The organism is Pantoea sp. Morm (genome assembly GCF_016643525.1).
GTDB lineage: Bacteria > Pseudomonadota > Gammaproteobacteria > Enterobacterales > Enterobacteriaceae > Pantoea > Pantoea dispersa.
The window spans coordinates 12129-33331 of the sequence record NZ_VOQX01000030.1 but is presented as its reverse complement, the minus strand read 5'-3'; the positions used below and the strand labels follow the sequence as shown (position 1 = coordinate 33331).

The 21203-nt window shown below is 49.1% G+C and carries 17 protein-coding genes and 7 pseudogenes; 13 read left to right on the top strand and 11 right to left on the bottom strand.

The window, feature by feature from the left end; genetic code table 11:
• Positions 1-5: 5 nt before the first annotated feature.
• From FT726_RS12540 to FT726_RS12510, 7 genes are all read right to left on the bottom strand, one after another.
• Positions 6-995 (bottom strand): aldo/keto reductase, encoded by a 990-nt coding sequence (locus FT726_RS12540; protein WP_047626667.1) that lies wholly within the window; start codon positions 993-995, stop codon positions 6-8.
• Between the two features lie 26 nt (positions 996-1021).
• Complete coding sequence (locus tag FT726_RS12535) at positions 1022-1873, bottom strand: aldo/keto reductase (RefSeq protein ID WP_346302872.1); 852 nt, start codon at positions 1871-1873, stop codon at positions 1022-1024.
• Positions 1874-2000: 127 nt separating this feature from the next.
• Positions 2001-3065, bottom strand: a complete 1065-nt coding sequence (locus FT726_RS12530; protein WP_346302871.1) for an alpha/beta fold hydrolase — start codon at positions 3063-3065, stop codon at positions 2001-2003.
• 107 nt (positions 3066-3172) lie between these two features.
• On the bottom strand, positions 3173-3757 hold the full coding sequence (locus FT726_RS12525) for a flavodoxin (RefSeq protein WP_346302870.1): 585 nt from the start codon (positions 3755-3757) through the stop codon (positions 3173-3175).
• Between the two features lie 9 nt (positions 3758-3766).
• Positions 3767-4528, bottom strand: coding sequence for a carboxymuconolactone decarboxylase family protein (locus tag FT726_RS12520; RefSeq protein WP_346302869.1), 762 nt, complete (start codon positions 4526-4528; stop codon positions 3767-3769).
• On the bottom strand, positions 4506-4985 hold the full coding sequence (locus tag FT726_RS12515) for a cupin domain-containing protein (RefSeq protein WP_346302868.1): 480 nt from the start codon (positions 4983-4985) through the stop codon (positions 4506-4508). Before FT726_RS12515 ends, FT726_RS12520 begins: the two co-directional genes overlap by 23 nt.
• A gap of 156 nt (positions 4986-5141) precedes the next feature.
• The gene (locus FT726_RS12510; RefSeq protein WP_346302867.1) at positions 5142-6335 is read right to left on the bottom strand and encodes a multidrug effflux MFS transporter; all 1194 of its coding nucleotides are present in this window, start codon (positions 6333-6335) and stop codon (positions 5142-5144) included.
• Positions 6336-6580: 245 nt separating this feature from the next.
• On the opposite strand from FT726_RS12510, the gene FT726_RS12505 reads away from it, so the two are divergent.
• The 3 genes from FT726_RS12505 to FT726_RS12495 all read left to right on the top strand — a co-directional run bounded on the left by FT726_RS12505 (position 6581) and on the right by FT726_RS12495 (position 8717).
• The gene (locus FT726_RS12505; RefSeq protein ID WP_346302866.1) at positions 6581-7165 is read left to right on the top strand and encodes an NAD(P)H-binding protein; all 585 of its coding nucleotides are present in this window, start codon (positions 6581-6583) and stop codon (positions 7163-7165) included.
• A gap of 17 nt (positions 7166-7182) precedes the next feature.
• Positions 7183-8169, top strand: coding sequence for an aldo/keto reductase (locus FT726_RS12500; RefSeq protein WP_346302865.1), 987 nt, complete (start codon positions 7183-7185; stop codon positions 8167-8169).
• Between the two features lie 356 nt (positions 8170-8525).
• Entirely contained in the window at positions 8526-8717 is a 192-nt protein-coding gene (locus FT726_RS12495; RefSeq protein ID WP_060589184.1) for a hypothetical protein, read from the top strand.
• 53 nt (positions 8718-8770) lie between these two features.
• On the opposite strand, the pseudogene FT726_RS12490 reads toward FT726_RS12495, so the two are convergent.
• A pseudogene (locus FT726_RS12490) lies at positions 8771-9811 on the bottom strand (ISNCY family transposase); the annotation flags it as partial.
• Positions 9812-10345: 534 nt separating this feature from the next.
• On the opposite strand from FT726_RS12490, the gene FT726_RS12485 reads away from it, so the two are divergent.
• The 4 genes and pseudogenes from FT726_RS12485 to FT726_RS12470 form a co-directional block, all read left to right on the top strand.
• Positions 10346-10705 (top strand): hypothetical protein, encoded by a 360-nt coding sequence (locus FT726_RS12485; protein WP_346302864.1) that lies wholly within the window; start codon positions 10346-10348, stop codon positions 10703-10705.
• Between the two features lie 62 nt (positions 10706-10767).
• Positions 10768-11433, top strand: coding sequence for a hypothetical protein (locus tag FT726_RS12480; protein ID WP_346302863.1), 666 nt, complete (start codon positions 10768-10770; stop codon positions 11431-11433).
• Positions 11434-11459: 26 nt separating this feature from the next.
• Positions 11460-11711 (top strand): annotated as a pseudogene (locus FT726_RS12475) (phage integrase family protein); the annotation flags it as partial.
• Positions 11712-11735: 24 nt separating this feature from the next.
• A pseudogene (locus FT726_RS12470) lies at positions 11736-12005 on the top strand (hypothetical protein); the annotation flags it as partial.
• Positions 12006-12018: 13 nt separating this feature from the next.
• Here the strand turns inward: FT726_RS12470 and FT726_RS12465 are convergent.
• Positions 12019-12600, bottom strand: coding sequence for a YceI family protein (locus tag FT726_RS12465; RefSeq protein WP_346302893.1), 582 nt, complete (start codon positions 12598-12600; stop codon positions 12019-12021).
• Positions 12601-13301: 701 nt separating this feature from the next.
• Between FT726_RS12465 and FT726_RS12460 the strand changes: the two are divergent.
• From FT726_RS12460 to FT726_RS12445, 4 genes and pseudogenes are all read left to right on the top strand, one after another.
• Positions 13302-13775 (top strand): annotated as a pseudogene (locus FT726_RS12460) (aminotransferase class I/II-fold pyridoxal phosphate-dependent enzyme); the annotation flags it as partial.
• A pseudogene (locus FT726_RS12455) lies at positions 13772-14020 on the top strand (SMR family transporter); the annotation flags it as partial. The pseudogenes FT726_RS12460 and FT726_RS12455, both read left to right, overlap by 4 nt.
• A pseudogene (gene arnF, locus FT726_RS12450) lies at positions 14017-14431 on the top strand (4-amino-4-deoxy-L-arabinose-phosphoundecaprenol flippase subunit ArnF). The pseudogenes FT726_RS12455 and arnF, both read left to right, overlap by 4 nt.
• 107 nt (positions 14432-14538) lie before the next feature.
• Positions 14539-16059 carry a Fic family protein gene (locus FT726_RS12445; protein ID WP_346302862.1) on the top strand — a complete coding sequence of 507 codons (1521 nt, stop codon included), beginning with the start codon at positions 14539-14541 and terminating at the stop codon, positions 16057-16059.
• A 42-nt stretch (positions 16060-16101) separates the two neighbouring features.
• Here FT726_RS12445 and FT726_RS12440 read toward each other — a convergent pair whose 3' ends face one another.
• The gene (locus FT726_RS12440; RefSeq protein WP_346302861.1) at positions 16102-16797 is read right to left on the bottom strand and encodes a haloacid dehalogenase type II; all 696 of its coding nucleotides are present in this window, start codon (positions 16795-16797) and stop codon (positions 16102-16104) included.
• Positions 16798-17072: 275 nt separating this feature from the next.
• Positions 17073-17702, bottom strand: a pseudogene (locus tag FT726_RS12435) (helix-turn-helix domain-containing protein); the annotation flags it as partial.
• Between the two features lie 483 nt (positions 17703-18185).
• Between FT726_RS12435 and FT726_RS12430 the strand changes: the two are divergent.
• The gene (locus FT726_RS12430; RefSeq protein ID WP_346302860.1) at positions 18186-18890 is read left to right on the top strand and encodes a hypothetical protein; all 705 of its coding nucleotides are present in this window, start codon (positions 18186-18188) and stop codon (positions 18888-18890) included.
• Positions 18883-21195, top strand: coding sequence for a DEAD/DEAH box helicase (locus tag FT726_RS12425; RefSeq protein ID WP_346302859.1), 2313 nt, complete (start codon positions 18883-18885; stop codon positions 21193-21195). Before FT726_RS12430 ends, FT726_RS12425 begins: the two co-directional genes overlap by 8 nt.
• Positions 21196-21203: the final 8 nt, after the last annotated feature.

Sequence of the window (21203 nt, the reverse complement as noted above, 5' to 3'; positions counted from 1 at the left end):
GATGGCTAACGGCCCACTCGAGACTGCAATGAGGCAGGGTAACGTTCGCCGACAATTTTGACCGTATCGAGAGCGGCTTTTATCTTCAGCAATTCAGCCTGAGACAACGATATAGATGATGCGGCCATGTTCTCTTCCAGACGATGGCGTTTTGTTGTACCCGGAATAGGGACAATCCAGGTTTTTTGAGCAAGCAGCCATGCCAGCGCAATTTGTGCCGGGCTGACGCCTTTGTCTTTTGCAATTACTTCCAAAAGAGCAACAAGTTGTTTATTGGATTCCAGTGCTTCGGTCTCGAAACGAGGGACTTTACGGCGGAAGTCATTCTCTGCAAAGGCTGTGGAAGCGTTAATGGTTCCAGTCAGGAATCCTTTACCTAACGGGCTGAAGGGAACAAATCCTATGCCGAGTTCCTCAAGAAGTGGCAGGATCTCTTGTTCAGGCTCGCGCCACCACATTGAGTATTCGCTTTGCAGGGCAGTGACAGGTTGTACGGCATGCGCACGACGAATAGTTTGCGCCCCCGCTTCGGACAGACCGAAATGTTTAACTTTACCTTCAGCGATCAGGTCCTTCACTGTTCCCGCAACATCTTCAATGGGGACATCCGGGTCGACACGATGTTGATACAGCAGATCAATGACATCAGTCTTGAGACGGCGTAATGATCCTTCCACAGCTTCACGGATATGCTCCGGACGGCTGTTTAAAATCTGCTGCTTGTTGTCGTCGCCAAAAGTAAAACCAAACTTAGTGGCAATGACCACGCGGTCACGAAATGGTTTTAAGGCTTCGCCGACAACCTCTTCATTAAGGAAAGGGCCATACACTTCAGCGGTATCGAAAAAGGTGACGCCACGTTCAACCGCTGCGCGAATGAGCTCGATAGCCTGACGAGTATCGGTCGCCGGGCCGTAGCCGTGGCTTAAGCCCATGCAGCCTAGCCCAAGCGAGGAGACTTCGAGTCGGGATTTACCCAGATAACGTTTTTGCATTGAATGAATACCTCTTTTATCGCGACTTAAACATCAAGTTTGCGGCCAGTCAGCCATTCCACCATCGCCGGATCGCGGTGAGAGAAGAAAGCGCTGGTTGCGGTGTCGAGGGCGGCAATCTGCAGCATATCCTCAGAGCTGAGTTCAAAATCGAGAATGTTGATGTTCTCCTCCATGCGTTCTTTGCGCACCGACTTCGCCAGTGAAATGATGCCTCTCTGGAAGATCCAACGCAGTACAACCTGGCCCACGTTTTTGCCGTACTTCTGGCCAATTGCCGTTAATATGGGATGCTGGAACAGGCCATTTTTACCCTCAGCAAACGGTGCCCAGGCTTCCGGCTGAATGCCATGGCTTTGATTCCATGGAACCGCATGCAGCTGCTGATTGAAGGGGTTAACTTCAATCTGGTTCACCGCAGGAGCCACGTTGTTGAAGGCGATAAGGTCGGCCAGTCGGTCAGGATGGAAGTTGCTTACACCGATAGCACGAATTTTGCCTGCCTGCTGCAGTTCTTCCATTGCACGCCATGCTCCATGGACATCGCCATAAGGCTGGTGAATCAGATACAGGTCGACGTAATCAAGTTGCAGCCGGTTCAGGGAGCGTTCGAACTGTGCTTTAGCGCCTTCATAATTAGTATCCTGCAGCCACAGTTTGGTCGTTACAAAGAGTTCGTTACGGGCGATACCAGTCTGTTTCAGAGCGTTCCCGACCTGGGTTTCATTCTGGTAAGACGCTGCGGTATCGATCAGACGGTATCCCGCATCAATTGCATCAATAACGGCTCTTTCGCATTCAGCAGCATCCGTCATCTGGAAGACACCAAAGCCCAGCAGGGGCATTTCAATACCGTTGTTCAGTTTTACAGTTTGCACATGAATATCCTCAATCCAGGGGGTGAAAAGAGCTTAACGCACCCTTATTTATTTGATTAGAGAGTAATATTGTCTAAGGCTAATTAGCTGTACTCATAAATGAATGATGAGCAATCCTTATGTATGGCTACTGGAGATTTTTATCTTTAAGAAATTTGCTAACCAAATCAGCAATCTGGATGTTATTCAGGTCGGAGAACGGAAAGTGAGTATTCCCTTTGATTCCTACTTCAGGCAGATGTGTCACAGTGACATCCCCGCCATGCTTGTTCACCACGTCACGCCACTCGCGAGCCATCGCCAGACGTACGCGCCAGCTGTCCTGCGCGGGCATGGCGACAGGTTTATCCGGTATGTTATCGCCGTAAATAATCAGAATCGGGATTTTGGTCAGTGCCATAAACTGTTCCATTGGCACTGGCTCACCCTTTAGCGTGTCAAACGCGCTTGGCATAGGGGCAGGGAGTTCTTTTTCCGGGAAGACAAAGCTGCTTCCCGGCTCGAAGGCGACAATGGCTTTGACCTTGTCATTTTTCATCGCAGTGTACCAGCCTGGCCCGCCACCCTGAGAGTGTGTGAAGAGGATAGCGGGGCCGGATTTATCCACGACGGCGGACATCGCATCAGAGATCACATTGATATCAAACGGTCCGGTGTTCGGGGTCATCTGACGGAAATACTGGTTCAACGCTTCTTTGTCGTGAGAAAACTGAACACCTTTAAAATACTCTGGCCACGCGCCAACTCGGAACTGGTTAAACCACATTTGTTCATCCGGTTTAGGCGTAACAGTACCTTCTACAGTCGTGCGCCCGGCGCTGCCCCGGCGTGGTTGATCGACAAGATAAGTTGAGAACCCACGACGCAGGAATATGTTCTGGAACCCTTCGCGACCATCCGGGGTACTTTCCCAGGTACGGGAGAACTGACCTGCGCCGTGCAGCATGACGATAGGGTATTTATGCGGATTCTCAGGAATTTGGTAGAAGACAGACGCATGATCGCCATGGTAGGTTTGGCCAGCGGAATCCAGCGGCTTCTTCGCGTCAAACTTACCAGGAGCGGTGTTGATAGTACCGCCAGCAGAAAAGCTACCCTGTTCCTGAATGACCAACGGCTCGGCATATACCGACTGAGCCACCAGGCCACCCGCCATCATGCAGATGGCCAGCGTTTTTAAGATTGTCTTCAATATTACATCCTCAGTTATGTTTGCCGTTCGATAATATCTGAGTTGTCAGCGTTAATTATTAAGCCCCCCTGATTGCCCTTATTTGGCAGACTCATGAATGCGGACGATTAACTGCGTATTGTCTCTAACCAACTGGTGACCATTTCAGTTGTTCTTCGCTCCTGGTCGCATTCAATAACCAGCGGTTTTTCCCGACGCGCAGTTGCGGCGAGACGGGTAAGGATGTCGTCGCTGTCTCCTTTACCGTAGCCACCGTGAGTAATGAAGGGGATGAGCAATTTGCCCGCAAGGTTGTGGCTGCTGAGAAATGCTTGAACTACAGGCGGCACGCTGGTCCCCCAGATCGGAAAGCCTAAATAAACGGTCTCGTAGCGTGAGATATCTGCAATGTTATTTTTTAATGTCGGTTTTACGCCTCGCTCACGCTCTTTTTTCGCCTGTTCAACGGTCTGAAAATAGTCTTCTGGATAAGGCGTAGTCGGTTCGATTTCAAACAGATCGGTATTCAAGCTGCGGTGAATGACGCCCGCAATGACTCGTGTATTTCCGCTGCGGGAAAAGTACGCCACCAGAACACGGCTTTTACCCTGCACGTTTGCGGTTCCGGTCGCCGCTGATGCCAAAGAAACGTTCATCAGCGTGAAACCAGCTAGTGCGGAGATTAACATTCTGCGGTTGGGATCATGCTCCATAACCCACTCCTAATTGTTTGCGAGCGCCTGCTGCAGTGCCTTTTCAGCTCGCGTTGCGGCATCACTTTCGCCATGTTCACGCAGAACCTGTGCAAGCTGCCGCAGCTGTGCTGCCGTGAGGCCGAGCCGCATGCTTGCTCGTGTATGCGATAACAGCTGTGCTTCAACGCCTGGAGTGGCTGCTAATGCGCCAACCGTTGCCAGCTCGCGGCTTTGCCAGTCGAGGTTATCGCGGGCGAAAATATCACCGAAAAGATGCGTTTGCAGGAACTGGTTAATCACCGGGGCAAAATCAAACAGCGGGCCCTGGACGGGAGCGCCTGAGATTTTTGTCTGGTTTGCGGTGCCGACACGGCGAAGCTCATCCCCGACAGGGATCGGGGCAACCGGTTCTTTACCCTCAACGTCTTTGATACCACGTTGTTTACGTGCTTCGACGACATTCATCAGTTCATTAAGCGCATTCAGGCTACGGGGGAAGCCCGTATAGGCATAGAGCTGGACGAGAATCTCTTTGGTTTCGTTTATCGTGAGTCCGGCGTCTAGCCCCTGATTCAGGTCGGCATTCAGCTTATCCATCTGACTGCTAGCCATCGATACAGCAATCAACGAAATGGCCTGCTGGCGGGCTGACAACGTATCTGAAACCGTTTGTTCGTGGTTCATATATGAGGCTCCTTTATTGACGGGCGCAGCATGTGCTGCGAGACCAAAACCAAAGGCCAGCAGTAACGATGCCGCTAATGCTTTAATGGGCATGGTATTGTTCATCTGTCACTTTCTCCATCCAGTTAACGCTTTTGCCATCCACAATCCCGGTTATCGCCAGATGCGTCATCGCGCTGCCGGGGGCCGCCCCGTGCCAGTGTTTGACGCCCGCCGGGCAAGAGACAACGTCACCTGCGCGGATAACCTGCACCGGCTGGCCTTCTTGTTGGGTGAGCCCAACACCAGAGGTCACAATCAGCCGCTGACCTGCCGGATGCGTATGCCAGTCGGAACGAGCGCCGGGTTCAAACGTGACATAAGCCCCGGAAACACTGATGTCGTTATCCGGTTTGAGGAGAGGATCAATCCTGACACGACCGGCAAAGTTCTCGGTGGGCCCATACACCGCGTTCTGACTTCCTGCTGGGGCGATATGGACAGCGGGATATTGTTCCGCTGCCCTGGATGAAAATGTGAATAAGGGCAGCAACAGTCCGAGGAAACGTAAATGTCTGATCATGCGAAGTGCCCTTATCTAAGATGATGGGAATTACCTGCAATGATTCTAATCACTTCGACATATCGTCAGGCTGACGCTGCCCTGACAATTCTATTGAGTACTACGCTATGTCGATGCAACGATAGGGCAGTTTGTTGCCTTCTTTAGCACAAATATTTAATGAACTGCCTTACTCACTCGCGTGGTCAGCGCTATGGCTGCGCTGGCCAGAGTGAAAAACGTGATAATCCAGCCCATCGTCCAGGGGGTTCCGTCGCTGAAAATTGCCAACAGCAGTGATGAAATGATGCCACTGCCGTACTGGAGTGAACCAATCAGTGCAGAAGCCGACCCCGCAAAGTTCGGCGCCGCATCCAGCGCGGCAGCCGTTGCCGTGGCGGCAATAATGCCATTCATTGAAAACAGGATGAAAATTGCGAGGGCAATCAGGGCTATACCACCGACATTAAGTTTTGTCGCAACAGCCACGACTAATGACGCAATAGCGGCAATCAGTACTGCACCTTTTAAGAGCGTTTCCAGAGGGTAGTGTTGTACCAGGCGACGGTTAACCGCACTTAGCCCCATAACACCAACAATATTGACGGCAAACAACCAACCGTAATGCTGCGGATCAACATTAAAACATGTGATATAGATAAAAGGAGAGCCAGCGATAAATGCATAAATGGCCACATAATAAAACGTCAGACAGAGGGTGAATTTCATAAAATTCACATGACTGAGTAACCGATAATATGTCCGGAACACATCACTCATTGAGGCCGATATTCGACGTTCAATCGGCAATGTTTCAGGCAACCAGTAAAGTGACAGCAGCATGAATGTGCCAATTGCCGTCAACAACCAGAAAATGGCATGCCAGGAAGTGAGTTTAATTATCTGCCCGCCAAGAAGTGGGCCAACAATAGGGGCAATCGCCATGACAATGGTTAATGTTGAAAGCATCTGGGCGGCACGAGTACGGCTAAACAGATCTCGAATCATGGCGCGCGCCAGCATCGGACCAGTGCAGGCCCCAAGCGCCTGAAATACGCGCCAGAAAACGATATGCGAGATGTCAGTAGAAAGTGCGCATCCTGCGGAACCGATAATAAATAATACCATGCCGATTATTAGAGGAGGGCGACGACCGAAGCGATCGCTGATCGGCCCCCAGATGAGCTGTGCCAGACAGAAGCCAATCAAAAAACCGGTAATCGTTAATTCTGCATCCCCCTGCAACTCCTTCGCCATAATGGGCATAGCGGGAAGATAGATATCTGTAGACAAGGACGTAAAGGCCATCAGGGCGCTGAGGATCAGAATAAACAGTAGTCCGGTTGTCTTCACGGAGGGGGAACGGTTCATAAATACCTGCATAAACGAGAGTAATGCGTACGATAATATCGCTCCGGAAGCAATTAATAATCATCGTAAGCTGATAAGCGTTATGAACCTCACTCATTAATAAGGCTTTTTTATCATATATCATTCATAAAAGTACTTTTCATTATTCCATAACTGAGAATACAGAATGCATGATTAATCCACATACAAATACAATCAGGTTCGTTAATATTATCCTCATCGATTTGGAATGAGGTATGAGAAGAATGACAAATCTATTGATTCTGGGGGCTGCGGGCTCTCTTGCACGAGTGGCTACCCGCTACTTACTGGATAACAGCCAGACTCTTTTAACTCTGTACTTACGTGACAGTGGACGCCTGCAAAATCCGGATACAGCCAGGGTAACCATGGTTGAAGGTGATGTTCTGGATTATGAACAACTCAGACTCGCCATGAACGGTAAAGATATTGTGTACGCCAACCTGTCCGGTAATATGAAAGAACAAGCCGAGACGATTGTTCGTGCAATGAAATCTACGGGTGTGCGCCGTTTGATATTTATTAGCTCAATGGGTATATATGATGAAGTCCCGGGTGAAAAGTATGGTATTACTTTGGATCCATATCGGGAATCCACAAACATTATAGAAAATGCGGGGCTCGATCATACGATAATCCGACCTGCGTGGTTTACCAATGGGCATGAAGTTGAATATGAGCTAACCCACAAAAATGAGATTTTTAGGGGCAGCAGTGTTTCCCGATTAAGTATTGCCGATCTGATTACCCGCATAGTGATTGAACCATCACTTTATTTACATGACAGCCTGGGCATAGCCCGTATTTAATGAGTAAGGAATTCAATATGAAATATCGTCAATTAGGTCGTAGCGGATTAAATGTATCAGCATTGGGTATGGGAGCTATGAATTTAAGTTTCGGAACCGGTAGCGCTGTTGATGAGCGGACCGGGATTGACGTTCTTCATGCTGCCCTCGAAAGAGGAATTAACTTTTTTGACACCGCACAGGCCTATGGCCCTTATACGAATGAAAAGCTTGTAGGTAACGCGTTATCTGCATACCGTGAAAAAGTTATTATTGCGACCAAATTTGGTTTCAAACTGGAAAATGGCGTGACAACAGGCGTTGATAGCCGCCCGGAAAACATCCGTGCTGTTGCCGAAGCATCCCTGAAAAGCCTGAAAACAGATTATATCGATCTCTTTTATCAGCACCGAGTGGATCCGAATGTCCCAATTGAAGATGTTGCGGGAACGCTGGGAGATTTAATTAAGGAAGGAAAGATCCGTCACTATGGATTATCCGAAGTTGGTGCTGCAACAATTCGTCGGGCACATGCAGTAACTCCTGTCACGGCTGTACAAAACCAGTATTCTTTGTGGACTCGCGAGCCTGAAGCAGAAGTATTGCCCGTTTGTGAGGAATTGGGGATCGGGTTTGTGCCATGGGGACCGCTGGGGACCGGATTCCTTACAGGAACGATTGATACCTCGACAAAATTCGATAGCGCAACAGATTTACGTGCAAACTTCCCGCGCTTCACCCCAGACGCAATAAAAGCAAATATGCCATTAGTCATCATGCTCCGAGAAGTAGCGGCTAGTAAAGGAGCTACACCTGTGCAGGTAGCTCTGGCATGGTTATTGGCACAAAAACCATGGATCGTACCAATCCCCGGGATGGATAAAGTTGCCTATATCGACGACAACTTGAAAGCGATTGATCTTGAATTAACTACGGAAGATTTGGCTAATATGGATGCGTTATTAGCAGGTATAAAAATCCAGGGAAATCGACTGGATGATGGCCTGTTGTCAATGTCTGAATGATCACAATTTACATTAATTAATAGAGATGAGAGAAAAGAGTGAGTATCTCTCTTTTCTCTACTATTAGTTACGTCTCAGTCAAATTACTCCAGACTAGTTGACCAGACTTACAGGCTTGAAAACATCAGCATCCCAGAGACATACATCTCAATTTAGCCACTACAACGCATGTTATTGCAAGCTTAAAATGTCACCCAATTCCCCCAGTTTCAAATGTCACCTGAAGTGATAGATTGTGTCTGGGCTTAGCTCTGAAAAGACCATAAGTTGCCGTCGTTATCTGATTTTTGATGCGGATTACTCGTTTCGGTTATTGACGACTGATAAAATTGAGCTTCACCTTAAGAGGGATGCTTATGAACGGTATTGAGAAGTTATTTCTTGAACTTGATGATAAAGAAGCTATGGCGCTTGCGCAGTTTATTAAGCGCCTGACCTGGAGTGAGATGAGGGCCTGTGCTGTCAGTGATGATGAGACGTATCTAATGAAAGATGCGATCGATAAATTACAGAAAGCGCTGAGAGAAGAAGGTTACGCTCCGCGCTAAAACCAGGCCGCGATTACGGCCAGTGCTTTAGCTTGGCCAAGCAGAGAAGGGGGCTAGCGCTTCAAGCTGGCCCTGAATTCTTCCGGATTGACCAGGACCGGGTTAGTTGCCCTGAGTTGTTCCTGAACTCTTGCCTGGGCCCGCCTTTTCGGCATCTTTTTGCTCCGCCCACGCTTACCATCACGTTCGAGTTCATCCATTTTGCTCTGCGCCAACTTCAGAACAGCCCCAAGACGTTTATTATCAACGATTTGCCCCTGATCGACACACGCCAGTTTGTCGAACACCTGATATTTGAGTGAACGATAACCGTATTTGAATGCCAGTGTACCGTCTGGATAGTCATAGACTGTGAGCTTTTCGCCAGCGATACGAGTATTTTTTTCTGTAGGTTCAACCAGATATATCATTTTATCATAGCGGAATGTCAGCGTTTTAGACAGTTTACGCAATTCCTGCCAGGCGAAGATATCATCCAGCTCTTCGTTGCTTTCAGCCACGGGTCGATGCAGGTCTTTAGGGTGTTTTGCTGGTCTTGCGAAGCGACGATTGAAGTCAGCGATGAATGTATCCAGCCAAGCATTGGCTGCTTCAATACTACTGATTCCCTCGAGACGCATCTCCTTGATAAGCCGATCCTGAAGAGTCTGATTTGCCCGCTCTACGCGACCTTTGGCCTGCGGACTGTTGGCAAAAATCAGCTCGATCCCTAGTTCAGAAAACACACGGCCAAACTGGGTGACGCCGGTTGTGGTTGAACCACCATTATTGACCCTGAAAATACCGTGCTTGTCGCTGTAAAACGCAAGGGGCTTGCCGTGTTGCTCGAGATATTCGCGGGTGGCCATCATGTAATCAAAGGCTGATTCAGTCTCACCAAAGCGGAGATGCATCAGGCGACCAGTCGCGTCATCAATAAAAACGAGCAGACAGCATTTCGGCGCACGACCTTCAAACCAGTCATGTGGAGAACCATCAATCTGAACAAGTTCTCCGAGGCAGTCTCGCCGGTACCTGGGCTGATGAATGCGGGGCCTGCGACGTGAGTAAGGAACCCAGAGTCCATCAGCTGTCATCCATTTTCTGAGCCTTTCAGACCACTGATGAGGTCGCTGTTTAATTGCATTTGAGTTATCAATTAATATAAATTTCGCTTAATTAGCAATAATCACAATAATCACAATAATCACAATAATCACAATAATCACAATAATCACAATAATCACAATAATTACCATTTTTTTGTGATTATCATGCAACAATCCTTCTTCTCTTTTCCTGAGATCCGAAAAAAGGCAGAATCGGATCTTTCAAGTGCGAGGGTGGTTTTCCGCGTCTAACACTACATATAGTGGCTGTATCAGCTAATCTAGGCACTACATACGGGGCGCGCCGGGCGGGCGCGGCCGCGGAAACGGCGCTTTTCCCCGCGACGGCGCGTGCTACGCTTCAGCGAAAGCCGTAAATCCGGCAGAAAGCGGAACCACCGGATGCCGCCTTCCGTTAATTTCAGGTTGGTAATATCACATTCGGTATGTGTCCAGTCTTTACTGTATGAAGGGTAACTATAACGGAGCATTTTATAAGTAGCAGTGATTATCGCAGTTGAAATAATAAGGCATGTTACAGTGGATCTTATCGACAGTCACACGATGGACGACATTACCGCCCTCACGCGGGGCGTGTTCCGGCTGCGGGAACTCTGGCTCAGGGAAACGCGCATCGCCGGGAGCATGTGGCAGGCGGCGCAGGTGCGGCGCGAGATCGTCACCGGCGGCGGGCGGGTCATCTGCACCCTCAGCGGCGACGGCGGCCTTTTGCCGGGGATACATCCGCGCCGGCGGTTCAGGGGGGACGCGGGCAGCCCGGAAATCACGCACGCCGGGGACGCAGGCGTCCGGCTGGAGCGGCTTGACGCGCACCGCGACAGGATACTGGCGCAGGCCGCCCTCCCGGGGCAGAGCCGCGACGGCGATCGCGCCTGCTGAAGATGCCGGTTCCGGATGGCCGGCGGGTAAGCACAACAGAGTAGGAGCACAGGGGTATATGGATGGCGGGATTTAAAGGAAATGGAGAAAAAACGATGATGGAGGCAGATGATATAGTCCGCGGCATTACGGGTCCGGTTGCTCACCCGCTGACCGTCCGGGTGAGTAGTCCGCGGGCAGGGATCCGGGGGCGCCTGGCTGCCGGTCTGATTGCCGGAGTCATTGCGTCTGCAGGAGTGGTGCCTGCCACGCCTGCCGCGACGCGGGATGAAGTCATACACCTGAACGCCGCCTATCCGTCCGGCTCCGTTATGGTATGCAGTAAGAATCTGCCGGGCGACGGAAAAATGATCCAGCCGACTATACTGCAGATGCGGGGAACCGTGGTTGACAGGAAGCAGGACAGCGCAGTGTATGAGGTCTCATCGACATGGACCATTCCGGGTAAAAGTAGCAGTTCTGACCTGACGCTGAAGCTCAGAATACTGGACCGGATGGATGATAAAGGAAGCTATTCCCGCATCGTTCCTGACAGCATGTCGGTATCGATGCCGTCCGTCGGCCCTGCGGGTGAAAAGTCCGTCCTGGAAGGATTCCGCCGGCGTCTGCCTGCAGGCGAAATCTTTACGCCATTCAGTAATATTGAAATCACGGATTTTCCTTCCTACACGGTGCAAACCCGGGGGGAGCCCACGTCCTACTGTCACAGAGAATACGCCGGGAGCTGAATATCATTACAATTAACCTGCCCGCCATGTTCGCCCAGCTACCGGTGGCCATCGACTACCCGGCCGCGCTGGTCGACGACCTGCCGAAGTACCTGCTGGCGCCGGAGATCAGCGTTCTGCTCCACTTCATGCCAGACCTGCGCCGCAAGATGCTGTTCACCACGCTGTGGAACACCGGCGCGCGCATCAGCGAGGCGCTGGCGCTTAACAGGAGAGACTTTCTGCTGCGCCAGCAGTACCCGTTTGTGCAGCTGGCCACGCTCAAGCAGCGCGAGGCATAGGCGGAGCGCCGCGCCGGACGCCTGCCCGGGGCTGAACTGAAAATGGTCCGGATCCTGCGCTATGAGCGGACTTCAATCGCGCAGATCGCCTGGCTGTACGCGGATTACGGCCCGATGGCGCTCTGTATTTCACCGGCTCCGCACGGACCGGAGGCGATCGCCCGTGAACGGCGGTATGGAATGGAGCTGGCCTGGTGGAACCGGGATGGCTTCCAGTATGTGCTGATTGGCCGCAATCCGGCTCACCAGTTGGCGGCTATCGCCACTATCCTGCAGGCCGCACTGACGTAGTCTGGCTGCGCCTTCAGCGGAGCGGAGCGTTCACCTGCGCGGCAATCGCCAGCGCAATGTTCACCCGGTCATCCACCACCCCGACCAGCCGATCCACTCGGAATGCCGTGCGGGAGATCGCGGTCGATGCGTGCAGAGCCAGCGAGCGTGAAGCAGGATCGACCGCCTCACCGCTGTCGAGCGAGGCGAGCATCATCACCGGCCGGCTGACATCTTTCACCGTTAACACGCCAAAAATCCGGTACTGACCTCTACCCAGCGCGACAACGCGGCTGCTGACGAAATGAATCTGCGGGTAGTGCTCCGCATCAAAAAACAGATCGCTCTTCAGTTGCCAGGTGAGCAGGCTGTTTGACGCCACCAGCGTGCCGACCGGAATACTCACTTCGACATGGTTATCACGGTCGTCATTAGGATTCAGTATCACGGTTCCGGTCACACCCTGCAGTCTGGCCTGCGAAAAATCGTGACCAAAGGCACGCCAGGAAAGGCCAATGGTTGTTTTGTCCGGAGTAATGGCATAAGTCGTCGGTGCGGCATAAAGCACCGGGCTGAGCAGGGCAAGCAGAGCGCATAAACAGGCGGCACGTATCATCACTCTTTTCTCTTTTTCTGGCAGATCCAACGTTAACGCCTGACTCCGCGATTCCATTCACTTTTTAGCACTGTTTTTACGTTGCGGGTACATTTTATCGGAAAGATATTAACTGAGTGTTGCTTCATTTCACCAGAAAATAACGATTAATGTGAGGTCAGAACAAGAGTAACCGGCAATATTAAGATTGCATTAAGACAGCTTTATTAAACCGGCGTTTCCGGCACGCGCAAAGCTACCGGTTTTACGGCGATCTCACTGCATTAAACCGGCATCAGCGGAGCGATGAAAATCAACGAAAGTTAAACGCCGACCCGATCGTGACAATTCACAGATCGGGCATTTCCTGCGGCTGTTCCCGTTAAAGTTCGCTGATTTATGAACATTATCAATAGAACGAAAAGAGTAACGATAAGAGAGAGTATCTGTGAGTGGTGAGTGAACTTTTTTCAGCGATCCTTAACTAATGCCTCGTTGATTTTATTGTCATTCATTTCATCCATTTAATGTTCAGTTAACTTTTGAGCGGTGGTTTGTATTATCAGTCCGATAAGCTTAATTCCATAACGGGAAAATTGGGGCGCGATAGCGCTATTGCCGTGCGTGAATAAACCGCTATTCAAATTCTTTTTCCGGCATTGTGTCTGATTAAAACCCGCGACAGCTTACAGGTTGGTCTGCATGAGTTTTAGCATGGATTTTTGCCCTTTTCCCGCCCTTCGTTCGGTGATGAAGAGCTGGCTGCCGTTAAGGCCGTTTGATTCGGGATGGATTACGACCGGAACAAAATGCGCCGAGCTGGAGCAGGCTTTGTTCAGCTGACCGGCAATCAGCACGCCATTGCGGTCAGTTCTGCCACGACGGGGATGCACGTTACGCTGATGACCATCGGGATCGGGCCGGGCGATGAAGTGAACACCCCCATGACCTGGGTCTCAACCCTGAACTTGATTACGTTGCTGGGCGCGACGCCGGTCATGATTGATGTCGATCCTTACAACCTCATGGTGACGCCGGAACAGATTGCACAGGCGATTACCCCGCGAACGCGCGCCATCATTCCGGTGCATTATGCCGGTGCGCTCGCCGATCTCGACCCGATTTATGCGCTGGCTGAACAGCATGGTATCGCCATCATCGAGGACGCTGCTCACGCGGTGGGCACCACCTATCGCTGTCACGTCAGGGGCGGTTAAGCTGGATCGCCCTCAGCGTGCTGTTGTTAGGTGTCGCCATGCTTCTCTGGCTGCAGGTGCTGCAGCAGGTGCCGGTGAGCCAGGCCTATCCGATGCTGAGCCTTAATTTCATTTTCGTCGCGCTGGCCGGGCGGCTCCTTTTGCGCGAGCGACTGACGCTACGCCAGATGGCGGGCACGTTGCTGGTGGTAACCGGCGTGGCACTGATGGCGAGTCAGCTATGAAAGGGTATGGATGGGTGGCCTGCAGCGTGCTGCGGGTTTCTGCTGCGCAGTTAATGATGCGCTGGGCGATGCCACGGCTGCCTGAGTTCAGCAGTCTCCTGTCGCTGCCTGCGGTGGCTATCCAGCCCGCCCTTATGCTGCTGGCCGGACTGGGGGGCCTATGGCGTCTCGATGCTCTGCTGGATCCGGGCGCTGCACTTTTTCCCGCTCAACCGGGTCTATCCGCTGCTGATTCTCAGCTATGTGCTGGTGTGGCTGGTGGCCGTCAGCCTGCCGGTGTTTCAGGAGGCTTTCAGCTGGCACAGTCTGGCCGGTGTGGTGATGATTGTTGCTGGTCTGCTCTGCTCTGTATCGTGGTTAAACCCTGACGGGGCAGTGTCGTTATTGTTTTCGCATCATCCTGCCACTTAATTATCGTTTTTGGACGGCTGTTAACGCTTTCTCGATAGCGAAATTAACGTTTTCGTGGTAGAATTCCTATATGTTACCGTTTTAATTCGACAGATAAGGGATTCGCTATGCTGGTCGGCTTCAGCGCGCTGCGCGAACGTTATGCAATTGAACTGGCGCAACCGTTGCGCGTGAAGTCGGCCATCGGCACTGTACGATCCCATCACGAGAGCCAGGGACAGGTAGAGAATCACTATCCGCCTGGCTATCAGCCGGAAGATTCCTTTGCCGGTCACTTCGCCTTTGGCCTCAAATATGAAGAGATCCATCTTGAGTTCTTTGCCCGGCTGTTTACGGCCATCGGACCTGAAGCACTGGAACAGTGGTGTTGCCAGGAGCCGTTCGGCCAGTATGCGCGGCGGGCCGGATTTTTCTATGAATGGCTGACCGGCAGCACGCTACAGGTGCCCGATGTGACCAACGGCGGTTATGTCGAGGCGATTTCATCCGGTGCCTGGCTCACCCGCACCACGCTGAAGCGTAACCGCCGCTGGCGCATCAAGGATAACCTGCCGGGCTCGTCAGATTTCTGTCCGCTGGTACGGAGAACGCCCGCCGTTGAGCAGGCGCTGGCCTTCGATCTAAATGACGCCTTAAAAGACCTGGATAACGCCTTTGGCGCAGATATTCTGATGCGCACCGCCAGCTGGCTGACGTTTAAGGAGTCGCGCGCCAGTTTCCTGATTGAAAAAGAGTCTGATCAGGGCGACCGCATCCAACGCTTTGCGCATGTGATCGCGCAGTATTGCGGCCAGCTCGACGATCCGCTCAGCGAGGAGAGCCTGCATACCATACAGCAGGGGATTCTGGGGCAGGATGCGCTGGGCCTGGGGCTGCGACGTTCACCGGTGTTTGTCGGACAGTCGACGATGCGTGAAGATATCGTCCATTATATTGCGCCACACTACGAGGTTGTCCCGCGCTTTATGCAGGGGCTGAAAGCCTTTGAAGAGGCGACAAAGGGTGCCGCGCCGCTGGCCCGGGCAGGCGTTATCGCCTTTGGCTTTGTCTATATCCATCCGATGCGCGACGGCAATGGCCGCATCCACCGATTTCTGATCAATGACACGCTGAACCGGGATGGCGCAATACCGGATGGCGTCATCCTGCCGGTTTCCGCCACCATTACCAGCTCGATGGATTTTCGGGTCGGCTACGATCGCACGCTGGATCTCTTTTCTAAAAAACTGATGCGACGTTATGCGGGCTGCTACCGTTTTGGCGAGCTGAAAACGTATGATGACGGCACGAGGAGCAACTTCATTTTCAGCGACTATGAGGATGCCCGCTTTGCCTGGCGCTATCCCGATCTGACCGAGCATGTTCTCTACACGGGCAGAGTGATCGAGCATACCGTGCGAACCGAAATGGCCGATGAAGCGCGGGTGCTGGTTCTGTTTCAGCGCGCCCAGCAGCAACTTAAGGAGGTGGTTGAGATGCCGGATCATGATGCCAGCCGCATCATCCGGTCGTTAAAGGAGAACGGCTGGCAGGTTTCCGGCAAGCTGAAAAAAAACTTCCCATTGTTTGAAGATGACGTCACATCCCAACGTATCGTCGAGGCGGTCAGATCGGCGTTTGAGACATAACAGTGAGTGTGCCGTACACCGCTGCACATCCATTGATGCGGCTCAGCAGAGCGGGGTGATATCTGCAGCCAGCGCAACGATATCATCGACGATGCGATCCGGTGAGGGCGCCAGCGGATAGAGCGCCTGGCCCTGGCGGGCGACAAAGGCCGTTTTCATCCCTGCACATTTTGCCCCGCCGACATCCCAGCCATGCGCCGCAACCATCATGCAGGCAGACGCGGGCTGGCCCATCTCCTTCATCGCCCACTGATAGACTCTCAGATCGGGTTTATAAGCCTGAACCTGTTCCACGCTGAGAATACGGGTGAACAGGGTGGCCAGCCCGGCGGAGCTCAGCTGCTTTTCAGCCAGCGCGGCAGAGGAGTTGGTAAGCGCGACCAGCGTATATCCCTGCTGCTGCAGAGCGGTCAGCCCTCTGGCCACATCCGGATGAGCAGGCATCGCGGCGATGATTTCGGCCAGCGGCGTTGCCTCCTCCGGCAGGGTGATGCCGTATCGCGCGGCGGTCATCTCCAGTACGGCTTCAGCGATATCACCAAAATTGTGGAAGCTGCCGGTTACGGTTCCGACCAGCGAATGATGTAACACCGAAGTGAACCAAGCTTCGGCGCGCTCAGGTCTGTTACCAAGCCGCTGCGCCACTGCCTGATTCAGTCCTGAGGTATCCAGTAGGGTTTCATTAACATCAAAAAACAGCGTGCCGCTGCAGGGTGTGGAAGGGTGGCTGTGGGTCATCTGACCTCCGGTTATGTTGATGCATCTGAGGGGTGCAGCGTCAGGGATAGTGATAGAAGGTAGGTTACCGTGCGGGATTTCTCAAGAGAGTGGAACTGCCGTGCTCTCCGGCATAGTCAGAAGCGGATTATCTATCTATTACCCTACCTGAAAATTATCAGTCTGCTGAACGGAATTTTGTCGGTAAGGCTGAGGCGATCAGAAGCCTCTCACGCTTTTAATGAGTAATAGAAAACGTGCGTTATTATCGTGGCGCATATTAATAGGTACTAAAGCGAATAAATATTTAATCGCAAACCGTGCAGCTCCAGATAGCCGCGCGTGGCGTCAAAATAGGTGAACGTGGACTCAGATTTTACGAAGTGAAGCTGCATCAGGCGGCTGGTCGCGTCATCAACGTAGACCAGCAGCGTGCAGGCAGGACCGCACTCCTCAAACCAGCGGTAATCAAAGCCGTCAATCTGTATCAGCTCGCCAACGCAGGCGCGACGATACCGCGGCTGCTGGATCCTCGGTGAACGCATTTTCCGGGGGATCGAGAGTCCGGCTCGTACCATCAGCTGACGCACGGTCTTTTTAGCCAGCACAACGTCATGGAGTTCGGCCAGCTCCTCGCAGGCGAGCGTCGGACCAAAGTCGGTATAGTTATCGCGGATGATGCCCAGAGCAAGTTCAGCAAGGCCAGGAACAAGCTAGCGATTACCGAACAATGCACGGCGGCGGTTCGCCAGTGCCAGCGACCCAGACTTGCGATAACGTACAAGCAGACGCCGGCAGTGGCGATCCGAGAGACCAAGTCGTTGTAATGTAAGCGAAGTAGTGAGCCTGCCATCAATGACGTCCTGCAGGATCTTGAGGCGGTTAACTTCATTCATCGTAATGCACTTCGAAACGTAAGCCATCATCAGTAGCCTCCTCAGCCGGGAAATCCTGGAAAAGGACGATAACGCGGACATCTGTATTTAGCCACTACAATCAAATGGCGCATAATGCTATTTATGTTAAATTTATATATACCATATCTCATATCCTACAAAAATCACCATATCTACTGTTGCATTAAGTTTTGACTTAACTATCAAGTCTGCAATGCCCTCCTCTGCGATTAGTATCCCCTAAACCAAATGTTTAGAAATTAACTTGAATTTCTAACAGGCGCAAAATGAACGGCTCCCCACTAAAGACAGAATTTTCTTAGGTTAAAATCATAAGCCACTGATAAATATATGTTTAAATATTTTTATTTGTTAGTCAGCTGATGATATTATCTTTAACACTTAACTAAAAATCACCTTGTAGACAAACCACGCATTTCTCTTAATAAGTATCTTATTGTAATTCAAGTGTATTTTTCACTGTAAAGCTTTCTAAGCTCACGGAAATGATAAATGAATTTAATAACTAAAGTATCAACTCCTATGTCAGATTATGTGGCTGGGGCAAAAGGAGTAATTCACTCCATCGCTGTAGAAATAGTTGATTTAAAGTCACGTGTACAAGATATGCATAAGGTAATTACAGATACTAGCTGGCTTGAACCTTTAAATATAATAAACAGCACAACCTATGCAGCTCGTTCTGAACCAACCATTAACAAAATAGTTAACGACATACTTAGTAAAGTTGAAGATGAGATCTCATCTGACTTCGGGGAGTATCTTGTATCTGACACAGCGCAAACGGTTTTAAAAGACCATTTAACTCATATAAGATTACCTCTTGCAGAACTTATTAAAGAGAAGATATCTGGAAACCCAGGGTTTGACTTTCATACTGAATGTCCTAAAAACTTTGTGATTTTTGGAGAGGCAAAATATAGTGGAGTAGGTAACCCACATGGTAAGGCATTAAGTCAGATTAACGAGTTTATAATTGCAAAAAAGGACTTGCAGGAACTTTCTGATATTCAGCATTTTGTTAGTGCCATAGCTATAGACAAAGTGCCATCGGGAGGGAAATCATTTTGTGCTGCCTTCTCAATTATATCTGATGATATTAATGGTATAATGAATAACGCCTTGAACTCAGAGTTTATGCCTACGCTTCTTTGCCACGAGGCTATCTATCTTATAGGAGTAAGAGTCCGTGCTTAATGAAATTATAAATGGAGATGGCATTGAAAAAATAATGGAAACTATTTTGGTTGAGTTTCACTGTAGTGGCGCGGTAAACATGTCATCATTGGAAACTTTGAGTTTAATTAAACTCTTCCATCCTAAGAGATTTAGGGTCATAGAAAATAAGCTACTCTCTACAATGGGATTGTTTTTTAAAACCAATAAACCAAAAACTTTTCTTGAGATTGTTTATGAGGATCTCGGAAAAGCCATTGAGACCCAATATGGAAACTCATTTACTCCTGTACAAGCTAGAGCTTATAAGTCAATCCTTGATAAAAAGTTCTATTCTTTTTCAGCACCAACAAGTACAGGGAAATCATATCTTTTTAGAGAGTTAATCAAGAAAATTGATAATGATGTTGTAATTGTAGTCCCATCAAGGGCACTAATTGCTGAATTTTATTCGGCGGTAGTGAAAGAAGTAGAAAACGATGTTTTAGTGTTGCAGTTTATTGAGAATGTTAATCAAAATAATATAATAAAGAGGGTTTTTATAATCACTCCTGAAAGAGGAATTGAGCTATTCAAATACTCGAAGGATTTTGATATTGGGCTATTTTTATTTGACGAGGCCCAAATAGCAGATGAAAACGTACGGGGAATCACATTCGATGCTTTCGTAAGAAGAACTGAACGGGTTTTTCCCAGTGCTAAAAAAGTTTTTGCACATCCTTTTGTTGCTAATCCTGAAGCCCAACAGATGAAGCATAACTTTAATGAAATGTCTGGCTCTGATTGCTTTGAGCAGAACAATGTTGGGAAAATATTTGTCGCCCTGGAGGATGATGGCAGCTACTCCTTCTTTTCTCCCTTCAAAAAAACAACTGATTACACAATCACCAATGATCTTATGAAAGATATTATTTCACATGGTGGTTCTGCATTGGTGTATATATCCAAAAACAAAATATATAATAATTCTCATATTGAAAGCTTTAATGAATACATAGAGCTTTGTCCAGCTATCACGGACAGTAAGGCCTTATTGATAATAGAATCTTTAGAAAACTATATCGGATCGTCTGATAGTCAATTAGGTAAGAAGTCTTCATTTATTGAGCTCATGAAAAGAGGAGTTGTTGTTCATCATGGTTCAATGCCTCTTAAGGCTAGGCTTTTGATCGAGAACTTTGTTAGAGAGGGGTTTGCTAAGATTTGTTTCGCCACATCAACCTTAAATCAAGGTATAAACATGCCTTTTGATTGTGTTCTGATTGATAATTTCAGAGATATGGGACACCTTACTTTAAAAAACTTAATTGGAAGGTCAGGACGAAGTACAAATAAAAATGAATTCGACTATGGATTTACTATTATCAATAGAAAGAATGTTAAGACCTTTATTGAAAGGATGTCAGAAAAAGTCAAATTGAATACAAGTTCTGCTCTTGATGATGATTTTTCTAATATACCGCCAGATTATAGGGATCTGGTAGAGGCGATTAAGTCAGACACTTTTGATGATGATCTTCACTTGACAAAAAAACAAGTTGATAGAATAGTTGAATCAAATATTAATAAAGATATTGAGTTCATACTTGATAAACTTATTAGGTTTAATAAAACTATCACTGCTAAAGAATACTACCAGCTTGGCAGTAGCGCCAGAAAGAAATTAAAAGATAGAATTAAAATCGTCTATTGTAGCCATCTTAAAAATGAGCAGCTATCTAGGTCTGAGCAAGTTATTTTAAGTACGGCAATCCCCATATTGCTTTGGAAGGTCCAGGGAAAATCCTTCAGTGAAACAATTTCATTACGACATGCCTTCCTTACTGAACGAGATGAAAGAAGAAGATTATTGCGCTCTTTAAGATCTGGAGATATGGGGCGGGAAGAATATTTAGAAAAATTAGCTACAATAAAAATTGTGACATCATTTCGTGCTGAAAAAATCCCTAATTCATCATTAAGACTAGTTAGATTATTTCCTAGCGAAGCAAATGTTGTCGAATTTAATTATGATATGTTAGTTTATGATACGTACGATTATTTAGATAAGGTTATAAGTCTTTCTCTTGCTGACCCTTTATCTGCAGCGCTGTCCATTTATTACGAAAGTACGGGCGATGAGCGGTCTAAGGTGTTAAAAAATTACATTCGGTATGGTACTAATGATGAAAAGGAAATTTGGTTATTAAAGTACGGATTTGATCCCGAAGATATTTCTTGGTTGTTAGACATAGTTTCACACATTGATGAAGATGATATTATCTTCAAGGATACATCTAGCTTATCTGAAGAAAAAATAGAGATTATCAAGAGGTTCTTAAATTAAAATCATTC

Excerpts from the sequence above, each read along its gene's own strand:
- FT726_RS12515 (WP_346302868.1), bottom strand. The coding sequence starts at position 4,985 with ATGATCAGACATTTACGTTTCCTCGGACTGTTGCTGCCCTTATTCACA.
- FT726_RS12500 (WP_346302865.1), top strand. The coding sequence starts at position 7,183 with ATGAAATATCGTCAATTAGGTCGTAGCGGATTAAATGTATCAGCATTG.
- FT726_RS12495 (WP_060589184.1), top strand. The coding sequence starts at position 8,526 with ATGAACGGTATTGAGAAGTTATTTCTTGAACTTGATGATAAAGAAGCT.
- FT726_RS12540 (WP_047626667.1), bottom strand. The coding sequence starts at position 995 with ATGCAAAAACGTTATCTGGGTAAATCCCGACTCGAAGTCTCCTCGCTT.
- FT726_RS12520 (WP_346302869.1), bottom strand. The coding sequence starts at position 4,528 with ATGAACAATACCATGCCCATTAAAGCATTAGCGGCATCGTTACTGCTG.
- FT726_RS12510 (WP_346302867.1), bottom strand. The coding sequence starts at position 6,335 with ATGAACCGTTCCCCCTCCGTGAAGACAACCGGACTACTGTTTATTCTG.
- FT726_RS12465 (WP_346302893.1), bottom strand. The coding sequence starts at position 12,600 with ATGATACGTGCCGCCTGTTTATGCGCTCTGCTTGCCCTGCTCAGCCCG.
- FT726_RS12445 (WP_346302862.1), top strand. The coding sequence starts at position 14,539 with ATGCTGGTCGGCTTCAGCGCGCTGCGCGAACGTTATGCAATTGAACTG.
- FT726_RS12440 (WP_346302861.1), bottom strand. The coding sequence starts at position 16,797 with ATGACCCACAGCCACCCTTCCACACCCTGCAGCGGCACGCTGTTTTTT.
- FT726_RS12480 (WP_346302863.1), top strand. The coding sequence starts at position 10,768 with ATGGCGGGATTTAAAGGAAATGGAGAAAAAACGATGATGGAGGCAGAT.
- FT726_RS12525 (WP_346302870.1), bottom strand. The coding sequence starts at position 3,757 with ATGGAGCATGATCCCAACCGCAGAATGTTAATCTCCGCACTAGCTGGT.
- FT726_RS12430 (WP_346302860.1), top strand. The coding sequence starts at position 18,186 with ATGAATTTAATAACTAAAGTATCAACTCCTATGTCAGATTATGTGGCT.
- FT726_RS12505 (WP_346302866.1), top strand. The coding sequence starts at position 6,581 with ATGACAAATCTATTGATTCTGGGGGCTGCGGGCTCTCTTGCACGAGTG.